The 25,643-nt window shown below is 33.8% G+C and carries 21 protein-coding genes and 1 tRNA gene; 3 read left to right on the top strand and 19 right to left on the bottom strand.

Going from position 1 to position 25,643, the window contains the following annotated elements; genetic code table 11:
* Positions 1-55: 55 nt before the first annotated feature.
* From EJB00_RS01190 to secB, 4 genes are all read right to left on the bottom strand, one after another.
* A complete protein-coding gene (locus EJB00_RS01190) occupies positions 56-697 on the bottom strand; it encodes a protocatechuate 3,4-dioxygenase (protein ID WP_015588207.1) in 642 nt (213 codons plus the stop codon).
* A gap of 166 nt (positions 698-863) precedes the next feature.
* On the bottom strand, positions 864-4,004 hold the full coding sequence (gene putA, locus EJB00_RS01185; protein ID WP_135352922.1) for a bifunctional proline dehydrogenase/L-glutamate gamma-semialdehyde dehydrogenase PutA: 3,141 nt from the start codon (positions 4,002-4,004) through the stop codon (positions 864-866).
* A gap of 127 nt (positions 4,005-4,131) precedes the next feature.
* A complete protein-coding gene (gene acnA, locus EJB00_RS01180; protein ID WP_135352923.1) occupies positions 4,132-6,735 on the bottom strand; it encodes an aconitate hydratase AcnA in 2,604 nt (867 codons plus the stop codon).
* Positions 6,736-6,741: 6 nt separating this feature from the next.
* A complete protein-coding gene (secB, locus tag EJB00_RS01175) occupies positions 6,742-7,245 on the bottom strand; it encodes a protein-export chaperone SecB (RefSeq protein ID WP_015588204.1) in 504 nt (167 codons plus the stop codon).
* Positions 7,246-7,409: 164 nt separating this feature from the next.
* Between secB and EJB00_RS01170 the strand changes: the two genes are divergently transcribed.
* The 3 genes from EJB00_RS01170 to EJB00_RS01160 are packed head-to-tail and all read left to right on the top strand — an operon-like array spanning position 7,410 to position 9,408.
* Positions 7,410-8,069 (top strand): Tim44/TimA family putative adaptor protein, encoded by a 660-nt coding sequence (locus tag EJB00_RS01170; protein ID WP_135352924.1) that lies wholly within the window; start codon positions 7,410-7,412, stop codon positions 8,067-8,069.
* Positions 8,069-8,773: a DNA polymerase III subunit epsilon gene (gene dnaQ / locus EJB00_RS01165; RefSeq protein ID WP_015588202.1), complete on the top strand. Its 705-nt coding sequence runs from the start codon at positions 8,069-8,071 to the stop codon at positions 8,771-8,773. Before EJB00_RS01170 ends, dnaQ begins: the two co-directional genes overlap by 1 nt.
* Positions 8,774-8,808: 35 nt before the next feature.
* Complete coding sequence (locus EJB00_RS01160; RefSeq protein ID WP_015588201.1) at positions 8,809-9,408, top strand: SCO family protein; 600 nt, start codon at positions 8,809-8,811, stop codon at positions 9,406-9,408.
* 52 nt (positions 9,409-9,460) lie between these two features.
* Here EJB00_RS01160 and rnc read toward each other — a convergent pair whose 3' ends face one another.
* From rnc to EJB00_RS01085, 15 genes are all read right to left on the bottom strand, one after another.
* A complete protein-coding gene (gene rnc, locus EJB00_RS01155; protein ID WP_041581511.1) occupies positions 9,461-10,153 on the bottom strand; it encodes a ribonuclease III in 693 nt (230 codons plus the stop codon).
* Between the two features lie 100 nt (positions 10,154-10,253).
* Positions 10,254-11,279 (bottom strand): quinone-dependent dihydroorotate dehydrogenase, encoded by a 1,026-nt coding sequence (locus EJB00_RS01150; RefSeq protein ID WP_015588199.1) that lies wholly within the window; start codon positions 11,277-11,279, stop codon positions 10,254-10,256.
* Positions 11,280-11,400: 121 nt separating this feature from the next.
* A complete protein-coding gene (locus EJB00_RS01145; protein ID WP_015588198.1) occupies positions 11,401-12,198 on the bottom strand; it encodes a hypothetical protein in 798 nt (265 codons plus the stop codon).
* A 107-nt stretch (positions 12,199-12,305) separates the two neighbouring features.
* Positions 12,306-12,377 (bottom strand) — tRNA-Cys (locus EJB00_RS01140).
* A gap of 6 nt (positions 12,378-12,383) precedes the next feature.
* Positions 12,384-13,274: a class I fructose-bisphosphate aldolase gene (locus tag EJB00_RS01135; RefSeq protein ID WP_135352925.1), complete on the bottom strand. Its 891-nt coding sequence runs from the start codon at positions 13,272-13,274 to the stop codon at positions 12,384-12,386.
* 58 nt (positions 13,275-13,332) lie between these two features.
* Positions 13,333-14,331, bottom strand: coding sequence for a molecular chaperone DnaJ (locus EJB00_RS01130; protein ID WP_135352926.1), 999 nt, complete (start codon positions 14,329-14,331; stop codon positions 13,333-13,335).
* 56 nt (positions 14,332-14,387) lie between these two features.
* Positions 14,388-16,667: an AAA family ATPase gene (locus tag EJB00_RS01125; RefSeq protein ID WP_135352927.1), complete on the bottom strand. Its 2,280-nt coding sequence runs from the start codon at positions 16,665-16,667 to the stop codon at positions 14,388-14,390.
* A 297-nt stretch (positions 16,668-16,964) separates the two neighbouring features.
* A complete protein-coding gene (locus tag EJB00_RS01120; RefSeq protein WP_015588194.1) occupies positions 16,965-18,191 on the bottom strand; it encodes a DEAD/DEAH box helicase in 1,227 nt (408 codons plus the stop codon).
* 34 nt (positions 18,192-18,225) lie between these two features.
* Entirely contained in the window at positions 18,226-18,477 is a 252-nt protein-coding gene (locus tag EJB00_RS01115) for a cold-shock protein (protein ID WP_015588193.1), read from the bottom strand.
* Between the two features lie 173 nt (positions 18,478-18,650).
* On the bottom strand, positions 18,651-19,985 hold the full coding sequence (locus EJB00_RS01110; protein ID WP_135352928.1) for a TldD/PmbA family protein: 1,335 nt from the start codon (positions 19,983-19,985) through the stop codon (positions 18,651-18,653).
* Positions 19,986-20,003: 18 nt separating this feature from the next.
* Entirely contained in the window at positions 20,004-20,876 is an 873-nt protein-coding gene (atpG, locus tag EJB00_RS01105; RefSeq protein WP_015588191.1) for an ATP synthase F1 subunit gamma, read from the bottom strand.
* A gap of 105 nt (positions 20,877-20,981) precedes the next feature.
* Positions 20,982-22,205: a tetratricopeptide repeat protein gene (locus EJB00_RS01100; RefSeq protein WP_135352929.1), complete on the bottom strand. Its 1,224-nt coding sequence runs from the start codon at positions 22,203-22,205 to the stop codon at positions 20,982-20,984.
* The gene (locus EJB00_RS01095; RefSeq protein WP_135352930.1) at positions 22,202-22,933 is read right to left on the bottom strand and encodes a hypothetical protein; all 732 of its coding nucleotides are present in this window, start codon (positions 22,931-22,933) and stop codon (positions 22,202-22,204) included. Before EJB00_RS01095 ends, EJB00_RS01100 begins: the two co-directional genes overlap by 4 nt.
* Positions 22,926-24,155, bottom strand: a complete 1,230-nt coding sequence (locus EJB00_RS01090) for a lipoprotein-releasing ABC transporter permease subunit (RefSeq protein ID WP_015588188.1) — start codon at positions 24,153-24,155, stop codon at positions 22,926-22,928. Before EJB00_RS01090 ends, EJB00_RS01095 begins: the two co-directional genes overlap by 8 nt.
* Before the next feature lie 116 nt (positions 24,156-24,271).
* Positions 24,272-25,573, bottom strand: coding sequence for a sugar phosphate nucleotidyltransferase (locus tag EJB00_RS01085; RefSeq protein WP_135352931.1), 1,302 nt, complete (start codon positions 25,571-25,573; stop codon positions 24,272-24,274).
* Positions 25,574-25,643: the final 70 nt, after the last annotated feature.

Here is a 25,643-nt window from a genome sequence, read left to right as displayed (position 1 = left end):
TTTTAAGTACAACAGCGCTTAAGACTAATATGAACTCCCCTGATATGCAAGGGTTTTATCTTTTATCAGAAAATTTGTTATACCCACCCAAGGTGATATTAAACGTGTAGGTCTTAATGGCACGATCATTATAAGTAAATGGTGCTATCAGAAGGCTTGCAAGTCCACTCTCAATAAGATTACCAAGAAGAAGATCATCACAGTTATCGCAATTATGATCAGCAAAAAACATTTGTGTTGTGAATTCTGGAAAATCTGGATGTTGGACCAAAAAGTTGATGTGTGGAGCCCTATCACCAATTTTACCTGGTACTATTGTAATAAAATTATAATAGCCAAGGTTATTTACTACAAATCTTCCTGATTCAGCAAAATTTGGATCAAGCTCCACATTTTCATCATAATAGCTCATGCCAAGTGAGTCTGCGTGCCATATAGAAACCACAGCATTTTGTATCGATAAGCAATTTACATCAGTAACTCTACCCACTACATTTATTAATTCTCCTGCTGCATTATTTGGAGAGCCAGGTTTTCTTCTTAAATTATTTGAAGAGTTAAAGCTTTTTGGCCTTGTTTCAAGATCATAAACCCCTGGAGTTTCAATACAATTAAGCAAAATAGGATCAGCCGCAAATAATGATAAATCGAATATAAATTGTACTAAAAACGCTAATAAGATATTTTTTACATTCATTTTGTTTATAGTGCTTTTATCAAAATTATAGCAACCTTTTTCTTTTATTAAAGACAAGACTTTCTTTGAAGACTCCTTAGAATCATAACTATCCTTTCAGTATATGAGTTTTAGGTTTTAGTACTGCATACACAACTGCACGGACTTCCAATTTAGAAATTGCAAATCAATCCAAACACGCAAGTGTAATGTTACCGCCACATGCTGTAGTGTTGACACTTACAACCTTTTCTATAGAAAAACGTTGCAGATAATTAGGACCACCAGCTTTTGGTCCGGTACCTGACAGTCCTCTACCACCAAATGGTTGTATTCCAACTGCTGCACCTATTTGATTGCGATTGATGTATACATTTCCAACTGATATTTTCTTGCTTATTAAATCGATCTGACTTTGTACACGGCTTTGCAAAGAAAACGTAAGTCCATATCCTGTATTATTTATATCACTTATAACTTCATTTAACTGCGACTTATTAAAACGTATGATATGTAAAATAGGCCCAAACACTTCTTGCTTTAATTGCGAAATTTTTTGTATCTCATAAATGTACGGAGGAAAGAAATAACCATTATAAGAATTTGTATCCATGGGTACCTTGGACAAAAGGTTTGAATCTTCATCCCTTGATATTTTTTCCGTATGTTTAGTGAGCATATCAATAGATGCTTTGTCAATTATTGGACCAATATCTGTGCTCAGTTGTATTGGGTCACCTATCTTTAGTTCTTGAGCTGCATTGCATATCATTTTTATCTGTTTTTCTGCTATATCTTCTTGAATAAATAGCACTCTGAGAGCAGAACAACGTTGACCGCCACTGCGAAATGCAGAAATTAAAACATCCTTAGTTACCTGCTCTAAAAGAGCAGAACTATCAACAATCATAGCATTTAATCCACCAGTCTCAGCGATAAGTGGCACAATAGGACCATCTCTGCTAGCAAGCATTCGATTAATTGTTTGAGCAGTTTGTGTTGAACCAGTAAAAGCTACACCGGAAATTCTATTATCTGGTACTAACGTTTTACCTAAATACCAACCATCCCCTGGAACAAGGTGTAGCACATTTTTTGGTATTCCAGCTTCGTGTAGTATCTTAACGGCTTCATAAGCAATAATCGGCGTTTGCTCTGCCGGTTTTGCCAGCACTGCATTACCTGCTGCAAGTGCAGCTGAAACCTGTCCAATGAAGATAGCGAGTGGAAAATTCCACGGTGATATGCATAAGAAAACTCCTCTGCCTTCAAAAAAGATGAAGTTATCTTCACCTGTTGAACCTGGCAATTTTTTCCAGTCATTCAGTTCATTTTTTGCTATCATTGCATAATAGCGCAAAAAGTCGATTGCCTCTCTTACTTCTGCTATTGCATCGGATAAAATTTTTCCTGCTTCTACAATCAGAATATAAATTAACTCTTTCATCCTTTCCTCAAGCAAATCTGCAGCTTTTTCAAGGCATTTAGCGCGCTCTCCTGCTGAAACATTCTGCCACTTAGTAAAAGCACTATGTGCTATTTCAAGAGCATTTAAAGCCTGAGCACTTGTTGCACTTGACACTTCTCCAATTACATTTTCCAAATGTGCAGGATTCACTACTTCGGTAAATTCCGCACTGTCAAGAAATGACTCTCCATCAATTATTGGGCCAACTTGCCATTTCTTTTCACTAAATTCCCTTACATCATTTGCAAATTGTGAAACTACAATTGAATCGCTAATATCCATTCCCAAGGAGTTTTTTCTTTTCTCTCCAAAAATATCTCGTGGCAACGGAATGCTTGGATGAGGCTCATATTCTAAGCTTTTTACTTTTTCTAACGGATCTGAGACTAATTCTTCAATTTTAACGTCAGAATCATTTACTTGATTGACAAACGAACTATTAGCTCCATTTTCAAGAAGGCGCCTAATAAGGTATGGCAATAAATCACTATGTTTACCAACTGGTGCATATATACGACAATTGATGCTTGTTGCAAGTTCTGAAATTGCATAATCATACAAACTTTTACCCATTCCATGTAAGCACTGAAACTCAAATCCAGGATGATTTTTATCGGCAAGCTCTATTATAGTAGCAAAAGTATAAGCATTATGAGTTCCAAAACATGGATAAAAGTGATTCTCTTTGCTTAAAAGTTTCTGTGCACAGGCAAGGTAGCATACATCTGTGTGGCTTTTTCTAGTAAACACCGGATAACCAATTAACCCTAATTCTTGTGTGCGCTTGATTTCTGAGTCCCAATATGCTCCTTTCACAAGTCTCACCATAACCTTATGCTTTGATCGAATGGCAACATCTTCAACAAAATCAAGAACAGACAAAGCACGTTTTTGATACGCTTGCACAGCTAGACCAAGCCCTTCCCACTCAGAAAGTGACTCATCAAGACGCAACTGTTCAAATAACACGAGCGACATCTCAAGCCTTTCTGATTCTTCTGCATCTATACACAATGAAATATTATACTTTTTTGCTTCATGACAAAGTTCCAGTACTTTAGTTCTCAGTTCTTCAGCCATATTATCAAATTGGCTAAATTCATAACGTGAGTGCAGCGAAGACAATTTGATTGAAACCCCCTGAGATTTAAAGCAATCATTTATGTCAGCAGATTCACCTATGGCTTTTATTGCATGCATGTATAAATTAAAATACTCTTCCGCATCCTCAACTGTGCAAGCAGATTCACCAAGCATATCAAAAGAGCATAAATACTTACTGTAGTCATCTGATTTCACACTTTCCAATGCTTTTTCTATAGTTCCTCCAACAATAAAATGCTTGCCAAGAATGGATATTGCTTGTTTCACCGCTTTGCGAATTATTGGCTCTCCTAAATTTTTCAATAACCTGGAAATTATGTGATAGAATTTTGAATCCTCTTCATTGTTTCTTAATATACTGCTTCCTATAATTAAACTCCATGTAGAAGCATTAACAAACAATGAAAAGGAACGCCCCAAGTGTTTATTCCATTCTTGGTTGGCAATTTTATCTTTGATCAATTCATCTATTGTGTAATCGTCTGGTATTCTAAGTAATGATTCAGCAAGACACATTAGTGCTACTCCTTCATCATTAGAAAGTGAGTACTGTTGTATAAAAGAATCTATAATGCCTAATTTATTACCTCTAATCTTTTCGACAATTTGTTTTGCAATATTGTAAACTATGTTTTTTGAATCAGCCGAAAGTTCTGATTTTTCTACAAGATAACGTACGTGACTTTTTTCATCAGCACGATAAAATGCCTGCAATCGTTTTCGTAATGCGTTAGGTTCTTGTATAGAACTGATCATAATTATCTACAAAACACCCTTTACCATATGTAAGGCAAGATTATATCATAACTTTGCATCGAATAAATATATTATTTAAATAAAGAGCCAAAATCGATTCAAAAACCTAGTTAATGACTGTGATAGCTCAAAAGGACTGCGCAAGTATATAGCTCAACACTCCACCACTCATCAAGTACTTAACCTCAGTTGCAGTTTGTACACAGCACTTGAGTTGAATGGATTGCTCTGAATCATCCTTTCTTTTAATGATACATTCTAGATTTCCATTTGGTACTACTTCACCTTTTATGCTCACTATCTCACTACTATCAAATATCTTTCTCGTTACTCCATCCTGAAATGCAAGTGGAAGAACACCCATACCGACCAAATTGGACCTATGTATGCGTTCAAAACTTTCTGCAATCACAGCTTTAATTCCCAGTAATGCAGTACCCTTTGCTGCCCAATCCCTACTTGAACCTGTACCATATTCTTTTCCTGCAATGACAACTAATGGGACAGCTTCTCTTTTATATTGCATTGCTGCATCAAAAATTGACATAGTTTCTTGAGAAGGAATATGTTTTGTATAGCCACCCTCAGCGCTCACCATTTTATTTCTTATTCTGATATTAGCAAAGGTTCCACGCATCATTACGTTGTGGTTACCGCGGCGAGATCCATATGAATTGAAATCTTGCGGTTCAACTCCAAAACCTTTTAAATATATGCCTGCAGGACTATTTAAGGCAATATTTCCAGCAGGGGAAATGTGGTCGGTAGTAACGCTATCGCCAAACATCGCTAGTATTTGCGCATTCTTTATATCAACTATGTTGCTTTTATTGTTCTTAGTCGATAAATTATCAAAATAGGGAGGGTTTTGTATATAAGTGCTTTTCGCGTCCCAATCATAGATTTCACTTTTCTCACACTTTATCTTTTGCCAATGCTCATCACCAGAAAAAACATCCTTATACTTTTGTATGAACATTTCACGCGTCACAACACTTTTAACACAGCTCTCAACTTCATTATTTGTTGGCCATATATCTTTGAGATAAACATCACTTCCATTCTTATCTTTGCATATAGGATCTTTTGTCAGGTCAATTTGTACAGTACCTGCAAGTACATACACAACAACAAGTGGCGGAGATGCCAAGTAATTAGCTTTGACTAAAGGATGGATTCTTCCTTCAAAGTTACGATTACCGGATAAAACTGCTGCAACAGTCAAGTTTTTATCCTTAATATCACTTTCTATATCTTCATTAAGCGGACCGGAGTTTCCAATACAAGTTGTACAGCCATACCCAACCAAATTAAAACCCAAAGCATTTAGATCTTCCTGTAACCCTGATTTTTCTAAATATTCTGTTACAACTTGTGACCCTGGAGCAAGAGAAGTTTTAACCCAAGGCTTTGATTTTAATCCAAGGTTGACTGCATTACGCGCTACAAGTCCAGCAGCAATCATTACGCTTGGGTTTGAAGTATTAGTGCAGCTTGTTATTGCTGCAATAACTACACTTCCATCTTGGAGTTTATCGCCTTCCTCTGACTCATTAACTGAAAATGATTTAGAAAAAGATTCTGCCACTTGCGAAAGAAAAACCTTATCTTGCGGTCTTTTTGGACCGGCCATTACTGGCTCTACGCTCGATAAATCAAGCTTCAGTGTGTCAAAGAACGCTAATTCTTCATTACTACGCCACAGCCCTTGTTCTTTTGCATAGACTTCAACTAATTTAATCAACTCTTTTGGCCTTCCGGTTAAGTTTAAATAATCTAGTGTCTTCTGATCAATTGGAAAGAATCCACAAGTTGCACCATACTCTGGAGCCATATTAGCTATGGTTGCTCTATCTGCCAAAGATAAACAATCTAAGCCATCACCATAAAATTCCACAAATCTGCCAACAACGCCTTTTGTTCTCAGGATATTAGTAATCGTTAGCACTAGATCAGTTGCTGTTACTCCCTCTGAAAGTCTTCCTATTAATTTAAATCCTACTACTTCTGGAATTACCATACTAATTGGTTGACCAAGCATCACAGACTCAGCTTCTATTCCACCAACACCCCAACCAAGAACCGATAAACCATTTACCATAGTAGTGTGACTATCTGTACCGACTAAGGTATCTGGATATAGAACTCCGCTATCGTTACATACAACTTGCGCTAAATATTCAAGATTCACTTGGTGGCAAATTCCAGTACCTGGTGGCACTACTCTAAAATTTGTGAAGGATGACTCTCCCCATTTTAAGAATTGATACCTCTCCAAATTTCTTTTTACTTCCAGTGCAACGTTTTTACCAAATGCAGAAGTGCTTCCGTAACTATCTACTTGAACAGAGTGATCGATCACGAGATCAACAGGTACAGATGGATTTATTTTGCTTGGGTTACCTCTGTTTTTCTTCACATAATTACGCATTGAAGCTAAGTCAACGACAGCAGGAACTCCTGTGAAATCCTGCATCAAAACCCTTGCTGGCTTGTAGCTAATTTCGTGATTAATGTGTTTCTTGACGCAATTTGCTAATATCTTTATGTCATCTAATTTAACGCTTACTCCATCTTCGTTGCGCAATAAATTTTCAAGCAATACCTTGAGTGAACAAGGCAATTTGGTTAAATTTACTCCTAAGAATTTACCAGCGTTACTTAGGTTAAAGTAGTTATATAACCTTCCATCAATATTTAAAGTCGTCTTTGCATTTAAAGAATTGTTCATCCTGTATTAGTTAAAATTGGAATTAATAGCGCTACTTTTTTGTTGTTGACTTTGCTGCTGATACATAGTTTCAAAATCTATAGGATCTAGCATAAGTGGAGGAAACCCACCACTACTTGTAGTTCTTGCAATTATTTCTCTTGCAAAAGGGAAAAGAAAAGTAGGTCCACCAATAAATAAAGCTTGTCTCACCTCTTCTTCACTTAGCTCTGTAAAGTTTTCTATTGAAAAAATACCGCAATACTTTACCTCGCAAATGAAAGCTATATCATCTTTTACATCTTCATCTTTTACCGTTGCTTTGGCTTCTATATGCAAAGTAATTTCATGAAAAGGCTTTTCTTCACTTATTCCTTTTTTATTTTCTGTTCCTTCTAATTTTGCTGAATTAATATTAACCATTACATTAATATCAGGAGCTTTACTAGAAGGAAGGAATGGCGAATTTGGATTCTCAAACGAAAAATCTTTGACATACTGACCATGAATTTTCATTTTGTGTTGTGACATTTCTTACGTCTCCTTTAATTAAGTTGAGATTTTTAATACTTTCTTATATAATATATTCATTTACAAATGAATAGTAAACCTAACTATAGGTTAATATGAAAAACATATTTTTATCAATAATTAATAATATTTAGATACTTTATATATCAAGGAGTTAAGTTACCATGATAGAGCTTGTAATATATGCTTTACTAGCGGCGTTTATTTTTTCACGCTTATATAATTCTTTAGGAAGATCAGCCAGTCTCAACCTAAAAAAGCTAACAGGTGTATTGGATGTAAGTCAAAGTAAAGAAGATGTGGTAGAAAATATCGAAGATTATATTTATAGCAACGACAAAAGCTCAATAGAAGCTACTTATGAACAAATATTACAAAAAAACAAAAAGTTTTCTATTTCCAATTTTATAGAAGGTTCAAGCATAGCTTTTGAATTAATAATAAAATATTTTAACCAAGGAAATTTACCTCAATTAAAATCCCTTCTGGACAAAGACTTATATAACAGTTTTGTGGATAAGATTAAACATCTTAAAGAGACACATGAGTCCATAATTGTTTCTATCGTTTCACAAAAGATCTTAGAAATAAAGTTAGTAAAAAACGTAATATTTATTGCAGTATATTTCCTTTCAGAGCAAATTAACTTCGTTAAGAATAATGAAGGAAACATCACATCAGGTAGCATGTCTACTATTAACAAAGTTGAAGATGTATGGCAATTCAAAAAAAATATTAATTCATCAGATCTAACTTGGTTACTTGTTTCTATTAACTATAAGAAGGCAAGTACTGATAAAAATTTAACAACAAATGACAACTGATGGAAAGTAGGCTACGAGAAATAGTACTTGATACTGAAACTACAGGTCTTGATACTAAATCTGGCCATCGAATTATTGAGATAGGATGTGTAGAACTAATTAATCGTATTCCAACAGGTAAAACATTTCATCGATATCTCAATCCAGAAAGAGATATACCTTACCACTCATTTAAGATTCATGGTATTAGTGAGGAATTTTTGGAAGATAAACCACTATTCTCAGATGTTGCACTTGAATTTCTTGACTTCATATCCAATGACATTTTGGTGATTCATAATGCTGAATTCGATGTTAAGTTCCTTAATATGGAGTTAGGCAAGTTAAATGCTGGGTTAATTTCCTCAGATAGAGTGCTAGATACATTACCACTTGCAAGAAAAAAGTTTGTAGGATCACCTGCTTCCTTAAATGCATTATGTAAACGTTTTGATATATCGTTGGAAGGTAGAGAATTGCATGGAGCATTAGTTGATGCTCAATTGCTTGCAAAGGTCTATGTTGAGCTTACAGGAGGATTGCAAACCTTTTTATTTAATAATGAATGTGCTCAGGACAATAACTCTACGTTTATTCAACATAAAGTGCGTAATTTAGCTCGCAGAGAACATTCACCAAGTAGTAAAGAAATTGATGAGCATAAGAAATTGTTAGATAAAATTAACAACCCACTTTGGAAGGAATATATTGAATCAATTAACTAATCAATATATGATTTAACTTTATTGGAAACGCTTTAATGATAAAGTTTATAAGGTTATTGTCTAGTTTGCTAATAACAGTAGCAGCTATCTTCTTAGGTTATTGTTATTTTACCAAGCAAGGCATATTTATTTCACAAAATACAGAAATTAAGGTAGGTGGAGATTTTTCTTTGATCAATCAAGACGGACAAATAGTACGCAGTAGTGATTTTAAAAATAAGTATATGATGATTTTTTTCGGATTTTCCTCATGCAAAAGAATTTGCCCTATGAATCTCGGAATAATTTCAGAAACACTTGCAAAGTTAGATAAGAAAACTGACAATAAGCTACAAACATTTTTTATCACAGTTGATCCTGAGCGCGATAACACAGAAAGGCTTAAAGAATTTCATCAGCAATTTGACCATAGAATACAAATGCTAACTGGTGAAAGACAAAAAATAGATGAAGTAGTTACAAAGTATAAAGTATATGCAAGTAAAGTAGATGGAGAAGAGGAAATTAACCATTCTTCAATGATATACCTTATTAGCCCTGAAGGAAAATATGTCACACACTTTGTAGCTGATTTAAATTCAGATGAAAGTCAATCTGATAAGATTCTGGCTGAGATAAAAAAATATGTAAGCTGAACTAAAGAGCTTAGCTTACTTTAAATTTATGCTAACGGCTATTTTGATTAAACTAAGTCGTTTTTTTAATTTTTTCTAGCATCAACTCAGCAGCTTTTTGTTCAGCAATTTTCTTACTAGGAGCGCATGCAGAAACTTTGTCATAACTCTCTATGCAAACTGATATAGTAAATTCAGGATTGTGTGCTGGTCCAGTTTGTTTTACAAGCTCATACTTTGGTAAAGGTAATTTATTTCTCTGAGTCCATTCTTGCAGTGAAGTTTTAGGATCTTGAGGAGGATCGAGGATGTCCTTAGCTAGCTTTTCCCAATGTCGGATAATAAATTTCTCAACACTCTCAAGTCCGCCGTCAATATAAATTGCACCTATTAGTGCCTCAAGCGAATTTTCTAAATTTTTCAAGTTACATTTTCCTCCGTTACAACGTTCACTATTATTCATGATAATAAAGTTACCTAACTCTATTTCTTTAGCAACATTAGCAATGGTACTGCCACAAACTAAATCCGTTTTTCTTTTTGCCAATGCTCCTTCTTTTTCTTCAGGAAACATTTTAAACAGCATAACAGATACAACCATATTCAAAACACTATCGCCCAAAAACTCTAGCCTTTCGTAGCTTACAACCTGGTCTTCGCTATTTCTCTTATTTACGCTTGGGTGGGTTAATGCCTCTTCTAATATTGCATAATCTGTAAATTTATAATTAATAACTTTAGATATTGTATCGCTCAAAATTCTCATACTAATCATTCAATAGAAAAACACTCTCTATCATACCTCTACACTAAAAAGTTAGCTCTATTTCACTAAGACAATATCCATAACTTCCAAAATGTACAGTCTAATGTATACAACCCACTGCTTCAGTAACATTACTAAATCCATCTCTTCTTACCAATTCCGCAAGTTCCAGGTTGATTTTGTTCACAACTTGATGCCCCTGGTATACAAGAGCAGTGTACAGTTGTACTAAAGAGGCTCCTGCCTTTATTTTTTCATATGCATCAACACCACTTGAAATTCCTCCGCATCCTATCAATAGAATTCTGCTTTTAGTAAGCTTATACATGTCACTCAATAACTCGGTTGAAAGTTGAAATAATGGCCTGCCGCTCAACCCACCACTCTCATTATAGTAAGAATCTCGACTTATCGTAGTGTTGCTCACTATTAAGCCGTCAATTTTATATTCTAGTACAAGCTCAGCGATATTTTCTTTTGTTTGCTGATCTATATCTGGAGAAATTTTTAATATTATCGGTATCGATTCAGAGCTATCAATTGATTTTTTGGTTAGAGTAATAGACTTCAACAACTTGGATAATTCTTGTTTGTTGTGTAAATCACGCAAGTTAGGTGTATTTGGGGATGAGATGTTCAGTACTATATAATTGCTCTTTCCATATACTATCTTTATTAAGTCAACATAATCGCTGATTTGGTCCTTTGATGTACTGTTTTTTCCTATATTGATGCCAAAAATGCAATTATCAAGCTTAGTTTCACTTATCTGCTTAAGAAAATAGTCCACCCCTTTATTATTGAATCCCAATCTATTAATTATTCCTTCATCTTTAATTAATCGAAAAATTCTCGGTTTTTTGTTTCCATATTGGGGATATTTAGTTACAGTACCAGCCTCAATAAATCCAAAACCAAATGAGAGCATGGGCTTTATAACTTCCGCATTTTTATCAAAACCTGCGGCAAGACCTACAGGACTCCTAATTTTATTACCAAAAAAGTTTGCATTTAAAGATTTCGGTAGTTCTATATGTTTCCTACAGGGCATCTTTTTTAACGCCGTTATTACCAAGTAGTGAGCAATTTCAGGCGGCAGTAAAAACAATAAATTACGTAATATCATTTGCAAAACACTTTGCTTATTTTTAGTTTATTTTTTACCATGCAACAAGAATAACGTAGAAAGCTGATTAAAGTGAGGTTTATCAAAATAGCAAGTATATAGTTTCTATAAATAGTAAAAACTAATTTTTCTGAAGGTAAACTACAACTTGATCAGTATTTTTATCTAGTAATTCTAGGTAGCCAAATTTGTTAATTTGAGATTTTATTAGTATAGGAATCTTATTTCGATTTAAATAAAATCCCTGTTTTGATTGTTTTTTAATCCGCAACCTTATATCCCCATTCTCCCAAGCAAGCATCTTATTTATTCCAGATTTTTCCTTACAATCATCTTCATTTACAAATCCTAAATATTCATCTTCTGAAGAATATATTGTAATCTTGCACATTCTATACCCTACCCAATTCCCTAGATATGGATCAGTATCGTTTTCTTCGTAAAGCTCGAACTCTCCTTTGACATATTCCCATGGAGCTTTTGCATCACCTACCTTTTTTAGAAAGAGTACGTTCTGATCAAAGTTTACAATGGTCCTTGTATGAAATGTTGTTAAGCTTGTATCCCATAATAGTTGTTCTGTGATGCTAAAATGCTCTTTATCCTTTTGCATATTTTGAAATGATACAATTATCACATCTGCTCCAACTTCTCTTCCATAATTGATATATTGACTAGCACGCCCATGTTTAGCTGTGAATGATGACTTACCTATTAACAGAAAGTCATTAAATAACGCATTATATATAGTCTGTGCACTGTAAGCTGTACCGACGTAAACTGGCTGTTTATTGGATGAAGGGTACTTTTCTGGTGCAAGATGAGTATATGAGCTCTTTAATAAATAGTGAAAAGTGCAACTGGTAAGCAAGAAGGGCAAACCAATCAATAATAAAACTTTCGTTAGTCTCTTTGGCATTTTACTGCTTATATTTTGAATATAGTATCTTATTTTTTTAAATATTTCATTAAAAGCCACACTTCTTGTTAAAATTTCAGAAGAAAAAACGATCTAATTGGAGTAAGAGGCCGGGACCGGAATTGAACCGGTATAAAAGGATTTGCAGTCCTCCGCATAAGCCATTCTGCCACCCAGCCATTTTTTTATGCGTAGATATTAATTATATCTTTTAGCATAGATAAAGCATCCTCTTTTTTTCTTTGGAAAGTGTTGCGCCCGATAATTGAACCATTACCACCACCTTGCTTAATTTCTTTTGCCTCATTGTATATATCATCCACTGACTTTGATTCACCACCAGAAAAAACCACTATTCTTTTTCCTGCAAAGCAAGACTTTTTAATATATTTAATTCTTTTGAATAATGATTCAATATTTTCTATTTTTTCTTTTTCCAAGTGGTTAGTTGGAAGTTTTACTTTTATTATGTTGGCACCAAGCAAAGCCGCTATATGCGCAGCATAAGCAATGACATCAACTGCTGTTTCACCTTCTTTTGAAATCCCTTCACCACGTGGATAAGACCATAGCACTACAGCAAGGCCACAAGATTTAGCCTCAGCTATAATTTTGCGAGCTTCTTCCATCATATCAAAACACTTAGCAGAACCAGGATATATAGTAAACCCAACAGCCACGCAGCCCAAACGTAGAGCATCTTTTACAGAGGAAGTTATTGCTTGATCTGAAGTTAAGCTTTTTGAGTGCAAAGAGTTAGCGCTATTAAGCTTCAAAATAAGTGGTAGCATTCCAGCATAAGTTGAAGCACCAGCTTCGATCATACCAAGCGGAGCAGCGTATGCACTTACTCCTGAATCAACTGCAAGCTGAAAATGATAATGTGGATCGTAAGCATCAGGGTTAACTTCAAAACTTTTTATTGGTCCGTGCTCAAATCCCTGGTCTACAGGAAGAATTACTAACTTGCCAGTTCCACCAAGTTTCCCATGCATAAGAATGCGAGTAAGATTCGTTTTTACTCCAGGGTTTTCACTTTCGTAGTAACTTAGGATTTGTTTTACTTCTTCACTCATTAATATCTTCAAATTTACTCAAAGTGTAGCAAAAACTATAGTTGAAGCAAAGACCTTTTTATGCTCTTGTTCCTACACCTATATTTAAAGGTGTAACTTGAGGATCAGTAGTATGCTGTTGTGGTTTTTCTTGAACTAAATCTTCAAAATACATTTTAACAATAGGAAGAACGAGCGGCATAAGTACTAATTTGTAGTCATACCATGCAAATTTTTCCTTGTAGCTAAATTCTGCATCTTCTTCGTATAAACGCTGGATGCAGTGTTCACTATATAGTTCAGATGCTTTCACAAAAGTCCTAAGTAAAGCAATAAGCAATAAATCTAATACTAAATTAACCATCAGCATCGTTCCATATTGAGCAGGCCAGCCCTTTTGTGCAATTTCCGACACTAAACTGAACACAGCAAACGCTGCTGCAATACATATCACATAATTATCAGCAGCAATGAGTAGATTGCATCTCCGATTTAACCTATCCAGACCTTCTTCTTGTGAACCTCTTTGTTTACTTGCTGCATAAATAATACTACAAAAGGATATAATAAATAACCATGGCCAAATTCCTGTACTGAAAACATAAAATTTATAAGCAACACTCTGCACTTTGCCACTACTAGCAAGCTGTGATAAGCAATATTCGACCTTATGTGATGAATTAAGTACCACATTCGCTAATATAAAAAATAAAACTGCCCTATTTACAGCTTTCTCTCTACGCGATAGAATCTCATTGATTCTCCTTTGTTTTTCCCGCATTTCTTGCTGTAATGGTATAGATATGCCAGCTGCTTTTAAAGCATTAAGATATTGCTCTAGCTTATCTTTATCTGCACTAAGTTTTTTAAACTTTTCTTCAGCTACTTTTTTTTCTTTCTCTCCTATTACTTTATCAGGGTGACATTTTAATGAAGCTTTTCTAAAGCGCCGCTCAACTAACTTAAGTACATCATCAAACTCCTGGCTTATTACTTCTTCCGCTTCTATTCCCAACCTTGAAAATAAATTCCGTAAATTTTGATTACTGTAATATTGATTTCTGGTTAAACTTGCCACTATAGCCTCATTAAAAGATAGTGACTATACTACAAATTTAATACTCAAGCAAGAATTTAAACTATATCAAAAGCAATTCCGTGTTTACCAACATAAATCCTTAATTTCTTTCCTTTAATTAATCGACGATTCAATATTTCTTCAGCTAAATGAACTTTTATCTCTTTTTCAATCAGCCTCTCTATTGGACGTGCTCCCATTTCTTTACTATAACCTGTTTGTGCAAGATAAGACTTTACTTCTTCTTCAACTGAGCAGCTTATGCCCTTTTGCATAAGTTGTTTTTTCAATTCCTGAATAAATTTATCCACAATGTGCAAAATGACATCCGTATTTAAGTCAGAAAAAGAAATAACTGCATCTAAGCGATTACGAAATTCAGGACTAAAAATCCGTTCCATTGCTTTTTCGCTGTCACTAGTATTAAAGTTTTTATATCCAAAGCCAATAGAATTCTTGCTACGTTCAAATGATCCTGCATTGGTTGTCATAATTAAAATTGTATTAGAAAAATTAACTTTACGTCCGTAAGTGTCTGTAACACACCCATAATCCATAATTTGTAGTAATATATTATAAATATCACTATGAGCTTTCTCAATTTCATCAAGAAGTACTACGCTATATTGATTATTAGATACAGATTCTGTAAGCAATCCACCTTGGTCGTAACCCACATATCCAGGAGGGGAACCAATCATTCTAGATATTGTGTGAGGTTCCATATACTCAGACATATCAAACCGAATAAGGTTCATACCCATATTTTGTGCTAGTTGCTTCGCAAGCTCAGTCTTACCTACACCAGTTGGCCCTGCAAAAAGATACTTTGCCAAGGGTTTATTGTAACTTCTCAGACCAGATTTAGCAATTTTAATAGAATTAACGAGAAACTCTATCGCTTGCTCTTGACCAAAAATGGCCCTATTGAGATTTTCTTTCAAAGATTTTACTCTTTGCATATCATCAAATCCGCAAGGTACGTTTGTAATCCTAGCGATAGTACTCTTAATGTCTCTACTGTTTATAACTTTTCGCCTGTTTTTTTGTAACTTACAATATGCCCCTGCTTCATCTATAACATCAACTGCTTTATCAGGTAATATTCGACCAGTAATATACTTGTGTGAAAGTTCAGCTGCAGATTTAATGGCATGTTTCGTGTAATATACTCCATGATACCTTTCATAGTAATGCTTTATACCATCTAGTATCTTTACTGTATCATTAATAGAAGACTCTTTTACATTAATTTTTTGAAACCTCCTTGCTAATGCTTTATCCTTTTCAAAGCTATTGCTATATTCTCTATATGTAGTTGCACCTATACAACGCAATGCACCTCTTGCAAGTGCAGGTTTAAGCAAATTGCCAGCATCAAGAAAGCTGCCACTTGTTGAACCCGCTCCAATAATAGTGTGTATTTCATCAATGAAAAGAATAGCGCCAGGTTTTGCCTCAATTACTTTTATTATAGATTTTATTCTCTCTTCGAAGTCACCTCTATAGCGTGTTCCTGCAAGAAGTGATCCTAAATCCAAAGCATAAATTATGCTGGATCTCAGTGCACTCGGAACACTACCTTCAATAATTTTCAATACCAAGCCTTCAACTATTGTTGTTTTACCAACACCTGGTTCTCCGACATATAAAGGGTTATTTTTTCTGCGTCTTAGTAAGATTTCTATAGTGCGATTTAATTCATAATCACGACCAATGACATAATCTATTTTTTTGCTTCTTGCATAATCATTTAAATTTCTACAATAATTTTGTAGAACTTCTTCATCTTTTAATAATTCACCTTTATTTGCTACAGTAGAGATATCGTTATTCTTATCAAGTTTTATCTTGCGATTAGTTACATATTCTTCTATATCACCTGAATATTTTATATTGGATATGTTATAAATCAAATTAGAATCCTTTGCATTCTGTTTGCGTAATAGCTCTTCAATGTATAAATCTTGCTCAGACAGAATCTCTAATAGAATACTTGCTCCATTTATTTCTTTTCTTCCCAAACGATGAGCTCGTATCATGGCTTTATGTATTATGCGTTGAAATAGCACATCAGGCTCAACTTTATTGACAGTTAAGTCGGAGTTGTCTTGTAAAAAACCTTTTGTATTATTACCATGATCATTCCTTAATATAATATTATCTATATTTATGATTTCACCAGCTCTGATGTTACATCTTGATAAAACATAATTTACATCCACATCTTTGGTTAATGCTAGCAACAAATGTTCCACTTTTGCATATTTAAGCTTACAATCAGAAGCAATCTGTAACGCTCTATTTAAACTTGCCTCTAAATTTTTAGAAATCATCTATTCTCTTTAAAAGTGTAAATTTATATATAATTAGTAGCACACAATTATTAAAAAAACTGAAATCTAGCAGATCGTTGTAGCCAAATTGAATGAAGCTACAGATTATAGTCCACACAGCCTAACATTATACCGTTGTGATAATCTCAAAACGTTATAAGCAGCAGAATTAAGATTATCAAATTGTAGGTAAATCTAATTTGGGTTAGCTATATATTCTTTCTACCATCTTCCAATCACTTCGCTTTGCAGCAAGTTTACTGGAGCTTTTAAAGAATAGAAGAATAGTTAAGTACATTAATACGCTTTTTCTAGTACTCTGCTTTTCTTCTTAAATACATTGATCTTTTTTCTACCGTATTTAGCCTTTAACGTACTTGGCCTTTTAAAGATCTTTTTGCTGTTACATTTTTGAGATTGTATACTACAATCAAAATTTGGCTCTCCTTCTTTATCTGCTAGTGCAGGCAGTCTTCTCTTATCTTGAGGTGTAACAAAAGATAATGCAAATCCTTCAGCTCCCGCACGTGCAGTTCTACCTATACGATGAACATAATCAGCTTGCGATTGTGGTACATCATAATTGATAACATGTTGAATGTGCGGAATATCAAGGCCGCGAGAAGCAACATCTGTTGCAACCATGATTTGATTGCGGCCACGACGAAAAGAATTAATGACTCTTTCACGCTTGTGCTGCCTTAAATCACCATGAATTGCCAAAGCGCTATAGTCATCTTTGTGCAATTTGTCAGCTAGCTGATCCGCTCCTCGCTTTGTTTTGACAAAAATAATGATCGATCCTTTGCGCTGACATAATTGTGTAACAAGTTTTCCATATTTTTCTGATTCTGATGCATAAACAATTTCTTGCTTAATTTTTGCAGAAGTTGTAGCCTGACAATCAACAGAAACACGCTCTGGTTGATTAAGATATTTTTCAGTAAGTTTTACTATTTCTCCAGGAAGAGTTGCAGAAAACATAAGAGTTTGCCTTATTTTAGGCAAATGCTTCATAATTTCTTCAATCTGAATTCCAAAGCCCATATCAAACATACGATCCGTCTCATCAAGCACAAGAATACTAACATTCCGAGTAACTAAAGTTTTACGCTCAATATGGTCTATAATACGACCAGGAGTACCTATTATGATTTGTGGTTTTTTCTGAAGCTGATTTAGCTGCCTAAAAATAGGCTCACCTCCAATCAACAAAGCGACTCTTAGTACAGAATTTTGAGATAAGAGTTTTCTTATCTCATTTGTTACCTGATGAGCAAGCTCTCTGGTTGGCACGATGACTAAAGCTGAACCAATGCTTGGCTCATTCAGCAATTTAGCAACCAGTGGAATAGCAAATGCTAAGGTTTTTCCAGTTCCCGTTTGAGCAGACCCAAGAATATCTTTGCCCTGAAGAGCTAGAGGAATCGCTTGCACCTGAATCGGGGTTGGAACACAAAGATTATTTTTACTTAGAGCTTGCCTAAGCAAAGTTGGAAGCCCCATTTCATGAAAATTATTCACAATACATTACCCTATTAAAAAGCTTCACGATAGACTAATCTTCCAATCTTAAATTTATTGCAGACTTTTTATCTTCTCCGTTCCTACCACGCTCTTCTTTAAGCTCATAACTTACTCTTTCCCCTTTCATTCCTCTCTTTTTATCCTCTCCTCGAAGTGAATCAGGTCTTATTCCTGAACGTTCTAATGTACTAACATGTACAAAAACGTCCTCACCTTTACCTTCTGGCTTGATGAAACCATAGCCTTTTTCAACATTAAACCATTTTATATTACCAAATTCCATATGGATAACTCCTAAACTACTAACTAATATTATTAATGTGATGAAAAACTTTGAAATTACGATTTAGAATGCTTTAAGCTTAGTTGTTGCAACTAAACTTCTATCTCCATAGTCTATTCTTAACATTACATAGTAATAGTACACAATTATTGTACTTAATGCAACTAAAATTTTTAATCACTAAGTGAACCTGCTACTGTCATTTCGCTAACTTTAATCGTTGGTGAATTAAACTGCCCACAGAAAGTTAGGTCATTTGCAACAACTAAATTGCTAAACATATTTTTCAAATTGTCGGCAACAGTAATCTCGTGTATTGGATACGTTATTTTACCATTTTCTATAAAAAATCCGCATGCACCTTGACTATAATCGCCATTGATTAAATTAACACCAAAACCAAATAAATCAGTTATATATATTCCTTCTTTTACTTCCTCAATTAATTCCCTAAACGATCTATTACCATTTTTGAAATAGAAATTACTAGCTGAAGGAATAATTGCAGCATTACTTGCACGAGTTGCATTTGCGGTCGTTTCCAAGTTTAATTTCCTAGCCGAATATAGATCTAAAATCCAGTTTTGCAGTACTCCATTTTTTACAAATTCATTTCTTCTGCTCATTATTCCTTCCCCGTCAAACGGTCTTGATGTTATACCCCTTGGTAACAATGGGTCATCAATAATGTTAATCTCAGTATTAAAAATTTGAGTATTTAAACTATTTCTCAAAAAAGAGCTATTATTTACAATATTGCTACCATTTATGGCAGAAGCAAAGCTCTTTACTAGCTCTTTTGCTGCTCTTTTTTCAAAAACAACCGGAAATTTGCCTGTCCTGATTGTACATGAATCCAATTGATCTATTGCTCTTTTTGCTGCTTCTTTCCCTATTGACTCCGGTGTTTTTAAATCACTGAAGTTGCATGCTACATCGTAATCGTAGCCTATTTTCATTTCACTCTTTTCTCCAGCAACAACAGAAACCTGATTAACAAAAGTTGACTTACTAAATGAACCAACAAAACCAGAAACGGTTGATAATACTGTATTTACTGAAGTATGTGAAGATGAAGCTCCTTCGGAATTAATAATATTTTTATGTGCAAGAGCTGAATTTTCTGTAGCTTCAGTAATTTCTTTTAATTTATCAATTGTTACAACATTATTATCTGAGATATTTAAATCTGCAGAAGAGATATAATTACTGCCATCTACAGCAAAACTAATATAAGGATCTTCCTGGGCATTCTTTGCCATTTCCACCACTTGGCTCACTGCACTACTAAGATTATTCAAATCGTTTGTGGAAATATACGCAGCTTTGTTCTTACCTGCTATAGCTCTAATTCCGACAGTACAGTTTTTAGATTGTGATATTTGTTCAATTTTTGATAGACGCTGAGAAACCGAGGTCTTATTAGTTTCATATATTGTAACTTCTGCGTCTTGATTCTGCTTTTTTATTAGTTTAGTGATATCTGCTGCAATATTTAATATATTCATTTTTCATTCCTTGAGTTTCTATAAAGATTCTGCACCACCTATAACTTCAATCAAATCAGTTGTAATTGCTGCTTGACGAGAACGATTATAAAGTAATGCTAGTTTATTTAGCATTTCTTTTGTATTTCTGTTTGCTGATTCCATAGCAACCATCCTAGCACTATTTTCACTTGCTGCACTTTCAAGTAAAGCAGAATAAAGAGCAGCTGTAACATAATCTTGAGTCAAAGATTTTAAAATAAACTCAATATTTTGTGGTTCATACTCATAGCTGTAATCTGTTAGAGGACTAACTATAAAATTATCAATTAATAATGAGTCTTTACTCCATGGTTTTATTGTTTCTAATATTGGCTTTTGCATGAAGGTATTATAGAATTTACTGTAAAAAACCTTAACTTTATTGTATTTACTTAGATCTATATCACTAACCAAGGCTTCCACACGCTTTAGTGTGATTCCCTTACTATTTTCAACCTTCAAGATATTTTTAGAATTAAATCTATTTTTGCCTGTCTCAAAAGCTTTCTTACCAAAAAAAATAATATCTACTTTCTTATCATTTGCAATTAATTTGTTTATATGCTCCTGGCTGAATTTAACAACAGAGGAGTTAAAGCTGCCACATAAACCACGATCAGATGCAATAATAAATACTAGGAAAGAATCTTCATTATTGATATTTAGAATTCTTGCTAGTAACTCTTGATTCGCTGATAGCGCTAGTGAAGAAATAATGCTATGCAGCTTAGATATATGCAATTTTGAATTTGATAATTTCTTTTGGCTTTGTAATAATTTTGCTGCAGAAACCATTTGCATTATTTTCGTAGTTTTCTGTACAGATTTAATATTCTTAATTCTTAAGGATAATTCCTTCAAGCTCTTCATTTCGTATACAACTCCAATTTATTAAAATATATAACTGGTAATGTCTAAAAACAAGTTTTTTTAATATGGAATTGGCCTTTCTTAATAATTAACAAGAGTATTTTACTATAAAGCTTGATTGTATATACAATCAAAATTATTGCAGCTCGAACACTTATAATCCCATTGCTTTAGCTCTCTATTACAACCAGTACATTTCCAACTTGGATCAGGAACAGCTTCTGAGTCCATCTTGTTTAGCCAGTAAATTGCTTGATCATACTCTTGTAGCATAATCTTGAGCTGTACCATAACAAGGTAGATTGATATGTAATTAGCTTTTTTCATAGCAATATCTAAATGCTGATTTGCAAGATCATATTTCCCTAAGCTAATTGAAGACAAAGCAAGCAAGCAATAACTAAAATAATAATCAGGGCGTAAGTTATATAGTCTTTCAGCGCCTTTACTATTTAATTTGATATACATTCTAGCTGACTGAGGCGTAGGATTTACTGCATACTCTTCTTCCAGCACTGCAAAAGCTTTTTTGATTCTTCCAAGTTTAATATATAATTCTGCTTTTAAGTAATTGATGGGCTGAAAAGCTGTACAGCAACCTTGTGCTCTAAGTAAGGACTTTATAGCCTCTTTAAAATTTCCTTTACTTTCGTATTGCTTTGCTAAAGCACAATAAAAAACTGCCAACATTTTCTTGGAATCAAAGGGAAGAAAGATATTGAACTTAATGGCTTCCTTTAATCTCGAAATTGCATTAACCCAATCTTCTTGCAATACACAATTTTCTATTTGAAGGGGAATAGACAGAATTCTATCATTAATTGAACTAGAGCAATATTCTATGAATTTTCGAAAGACGGACCTTTCTTGCTTTAGGTGAATAATCAGTTTATTAACCAGAAGTAGAGCTAAATTACGATTTTTACTTGCAATACTCATCAAACTATGACTAAAAAAGCTGTAATTTCCCGTTTTACCTGCGTTAAAGAGCTTTACTAAAGATAATTTATCGCCTTCTTCATTTAGATTTTTAATTAGCTTATTGGTGTTCTCTATATTACCTAAGTCTAAGCTAAAGAAAGCTTCAAAGAGAAGCAATTCTTCCCTACTTCTTCTTCTATTTTTTATGTTAGCAAATGTTGATGAAATAGAAGAACAAAAACGTGCAACTGCAATCAATAAAAATAATAAGACTACGCAAGCAAGAATAACGAAATATAGATCAACACTTATAGCGTAATTGCCTAATTCCAGTTTTATTACTTCACCACTTACCTTGATCCACATGCCAAATAAAAACGAAAAAGCAAAAATTATAAAATAAATCATGAGATGTATTGTAATAAATGATGATATATTGTTGACGTATTCTTAGAAGCTACAATAAAACCATTCAATTTATTAAGCCATAACTTGAACTCTGGATGTGTTAAGTCGCCTATTATAGTCGCTATGCTTTGCCCATCATTATCGCTTATTGATTCTTCAATTTCTGCAAATTTTACCTTAAGTGGGTCATTTTGATTATCTATTTTTATCCAATTTGAAATGATTTTTTTTAACAATGTACTTTTATTGTAGTTAATAACAGTAATATTCTTCTCAAAAGATAATTTTAACTCGTGTAAAGTATCCACTTCTTTCAAATTTTCTAATTCATTTACTGCATTTTCTATTTCTGGATCGTCAAGCTCTGATATCAAAGGCTTTATTGAATTTATATGATTATCAAACTTGGCTTCTCGCAATAACGAATTCTTCATCTTAATCACAAGTAGCAGCAACTTTGCGAGGTTCTTATGCCTTAAACTATCATCACCTTGCTCACATTGAGTGTGCAGATTTCTCTTTAAGTCAAATATCCTTTTCTCTACTCTAGATTGATTAACTTCAAGCAATACTCTAAGTTCATCCATCTTTTCCGTTAAACCATTTATACTATTTTCACTTTCTTGCTGATTTATTTTGAAAAATATTATGTTATTTATTGCAATATGGCTAACAAATAACAATATAATTAAGAACCAACCTATGCATTTTTTTCGAGTATCATTCATAACGTAATATCTCCGCTGGATCTTGCGCAGCTGCCTGCAATGCAGGAGGAATTGTTGCTAAAAATGACAAGAACAATGCAAGTGCAGAAATGTTCAATACATCTTGAGAAACTAATATCACTGGCAAACTTGAAAAAAAGTATATCATAGGATCAAATAGCTTGATGTTGGTAATGTTTTCTAAAAACACTCTAATATTTTCAATATTGAGAGAAAAAACAACCCCTATAATAGAGCCAAGACAAGTTCCTGTAAAACCAATGAGCAATCCACAAGCACAAAATATGCGCATAATGCTTCCGCTTGTTGCACCAAATGTACGCATAATTGCAATTGCAGATTTCTTTTCTTGCACTATCATCATCAAACTTGAAACAATATTGAATGCTGCTACAACTATAATTAAAGTGAGAATTAAAAACATCACATTTCTTTCAGTCTTTAAAGCATTAACATAATGGCTTTGCTGAGATTGCCAACTTTCAGCTCTCATTCCTGTTTCTTTTGCTATAGCGTTTGCTAGCTTATTAGCCATAGCAATATCATCTACAAACACTTCTATATTTCTCACATTATCTTTATAATTAAAAAAAGCTTGAGCTGACTTTATGGGCATATACATTAAGGTATTGTCGTACTCAAACATACCCATATCAAATATTGCTACAACTTTATATTCTTTCATTTTTGGTATTTCACCAGACAGTGCGTCAAATCCTTCAGGTGATATAAGAATAATGTTATCACCATAATCAATATTCAAAGCTTCTGCTAATCTTGCCCCTATTATGATACCTTCATCGAATTTTTCCACGTTACCCATAATTACATTATTCTTAACGGTAGTATTATTATGTAAGTCTTTAGTTGACACACCACGGACTACGCTACCCACAATTCCACCATTTGCTGCAACGATCACTTGATCATTGGTCATAGAAGTAGCTTTTAATACACCTGGGATTTTCTCAATAGATTTTAACACTGCGTGGTAATCTGAATTTATGCTTCTATCAAAGTAAACATTAATATGGCCATTAATGCCAAGTACAGAGTCGAGCAGCTTTACTCTGAACCCATTCATTACAGACATTACTACTATTAGCGTTGCAACTCCAAGAGCAATACCAATAATAGAAAACAAGGCCATTATAGAGCAAAATCTAGAATTCTTTGCTCGCAAATAGCGAATAGCCATAGTAAATTCAAAGGCAATAGACATTATACTAAGATTTAAATATCATACTTTTTATGCTTCATATAACTGTAATTTTTCCTTTACCTCAAATTAGGTTGTCTAAATTTAGCAAGCTTATAGAATATATTCAATATTCTATATTAAGACCTTCCATATATATCGTCCAATCTTACTATATCATTATCAGATAAAAACTTTCCTACCTGAAACTCAACTATCTCAAGAGGAAATCTTGTACTTTTATTCTCAATTTTATGAAACACCTTCCTTGGAATCTCTATTACATGATTTTTCGTTATAGCATATGTTTTGTCATCTAAACTAACATATCCAACTCCTGATAGTATTATATGGTACTCATCTCTATAGTGGTGAAATTGCTTAGAAGTGCAGCTTAGTGGATTTATAAAAAGATATTTTATAAGAAAATCCTTGCCCATTAAAACTACACTATAAAATCCCCATGGCTTAATCTCTTTCCTTATTGGCTTTACTTCCTTAACTTTATTAATGAACAACATTAGGCTCTTACTTGGCCGCTTATAAACTCTACCTAGTAAATTTTTTGCATCATTTTCTGTCATCAAAACTGGCTCTCTTCCTTTGGTTACAGCTTGAAACGACTCAAAATTCTTATTAAATCTCTTACTTAACTCTAAAACTGAATCCCAAGTGCCAACATCCATCCAATCGAAATTGGCTTCTATCATTACAATATTTTCTGCTTTTTCTATCACTAGGTGATCAATAGATGTATCACCCATTCCTGCACAATTTTGCTGTTTTAAATACAGAAATCTCTCTCGTGGTACAAAATGCTTCATACTTTCACAACATAAATTATAGAGAGTCGGAGCAATTTTTTTTATCTCATCTATATAGCGTTTTGCTCTAAACACAAATATTCCAGAGTTCCAATAATGATCGTTACTTACCTTACGCTCGGGTTTTTCTATAAAATCTTTTACTATATGACATTTTTCTTTCTGACCATATACTGCATTTATATAGCCGTATTCAGAATTGAATTCATGAGGCTTTACCCCAAAAGTGACTATAGAGTCAGTTTCAGAGGCTAGCTTAGACGCTTTCTCAATAGAAACATAAAAACTATTCAAATCACCTATAAAATGGTCTGAAGGCAGAACTAAGATTGTCTCGTTCCTATCGCAGAGAAGCACAGCAATTAGTATTGCTGCCGCTGTCCCAATTTTAACTGGTTCAAAAACTACTTTACATTCCTGTAATGCATGTAATTCCTGCATCAATAATGACTCATATTGTATATTTGTGGTAATGATGGGTGGCATATAATCGCCTTTTAGCCTCAACAAAGTGTTGTGAAACATAGTATTCTGACTAAATATTTTCTGAAATTGCTTTGGCTTAGATAGAGGCCAAAGTCTGCTGCCACTACCACCACACAGTATTACAGGGCGCATTTAATTAAGATATTAATTATTTGATTAATATCTTATACTAACGGCAAAATGCATGCAAGTTTTTATTGTG

This window comes from Wolbachia endosymbiont of Drosophila mauritiana (assembly GCF_004795975.1).
In the GTDB taxonomy this organism is placed as follows: Bacteria; Pseudomonadota; Alphaproteobacteria; order Rickettsiales; family Anaplasmataceae; genus Wolbachia.
Note: the sequence above shows the minus strand (reverse complement) of the source record. Positions and strands in the feature narration are given on the sequence as shown.

Bases quoted from the DNA above. Each gene is read 5' to 3' on its own strand.
- EJB00_RS01190 (WP_015588207.1), bottom strand. From the start codon at position 697: ATGAATGTAAAAAATATCTTATTAGCGTTTTTAGTACAATTTATATTC.
- putA (WP_135352922.1), bottom strand. From the start codon at position 4,004: ATGATCAGTTCTATACAAGAACCTAACGCATTACGAAAACGATTGCAG.
- acnA (WP_135352923.1), bottom strand. From the start codon at position 6,735: ATGAACAATTCTTTAAATGCAAAGACGACTTTAAATATTGATGGAAGG.
- secB (WP_015588204.1), bottom strand. From the start codon at position 7,245: ATGTCACAACACAAAATGAAAATTCATGGTCAGTATGTCAAAGATTTT.
- EJB00_RS01170 (WP_135352924.1), top strand. From the start codon at position 7,410: ATGATAGAGCTTGTAATATATGCTTTACTAGCGGCGTTTATTTTTTCA.
- dnaQ (WP_015588202.1), top strand. From the start codon at position 8,069: ATGGAAAGTAGGCTACGAGAAATAGTACTTGATACTGAAACTACAGGT.
- EJB00_RS01160 (WP_015588201.1), top strand. From the start codon at position 8,809: ATGATAAAGTTTATAAGGTTATTGTCTAGTTTGCTAATAACAGTAGCA.
- rnc (WP_041581511.1), bottom strand. From the start codon at position 10,153: ATGAGAATTTTGAGCGATACAATATCTAAAGTTATTAATTATAAATTT.
- EJB00_RS01150 (WP_015588199.1), bottom strand. From the start codon at position 11,279: ATGATATTACGTAATTTATTGTTTTTACTGCCGCCTGAAATTGCTCAC.
- EJB00_RS01145 (WP_015588198.1), bottom strand. From the start codon at position 12,198: ATGCCAAAGAGACTAACGAAAGTTTTATTATTGATTGGTTTGCCCTTC.
- EJB00_RS01135 (WP_135352925.1), bottom strand. From the start codon at position 13,274: ATGAGTGAAGAAGTAAAACAAATCCTAAGTTACTACGAAAGTGAAAAC.
- EJB00_RS01125 (WP_135352927.1), bottom strand. From the start codon at position 16,667: ATGATTTCTAAAAATTTAGAGGCAAGTTTAAATAGAGCGTTACAGATT.
- EJB00_RS01115 (WP_015588193.1), bottom strand. From the start codon at position 18,477: ATGGAATTTGGTAATATAAAATGGTTTAATGTTGAAAAAGGCTATGGT.
- EJB00_RS01110 (WP_135352928.1), bottom strand. From the start codon at position 19,985: ATGAATATATTAAATATTGCAGCAGATATCACTAAACTAATAAAAAAG.
- atpG (WP_015588191.1), bottom strand. From the start codon at position 20,876: ATGAAGAGCTTGAAGGAATTATCCTTAAGAATTAAGAATATTAAATCT.
- EJB00_RS01100 (WP_135352929.1), bottom strand. From the start codon at position 22,205: ATGATTTATTTTATAATTTTTGCTTTTTCGTTTTTATTTGGCATGTGG.
- EJB00_RS01095 (WP_135352930.1), bottom strand. From the start codon at position 22,933: ATGAATGATACTCGAAAAAAATGCATAGGTTGGTTCTTAATTATATTG.
- EJB00_RS01090 (WP_015588188.1), bottom strand. From the start codon at position 24,155: ATGTCTATTGCCTTTGAATTTACTATGGCTATTCGCTATTTGCGAGCA.
- EJB00_RS01085 (WP_135352931.1), bottom strand. From the start codon at position 25,573: ATGCGCCCTGTAATACTGTGTGGTGGTAGTGGCAGCAGACTTTGGCCT.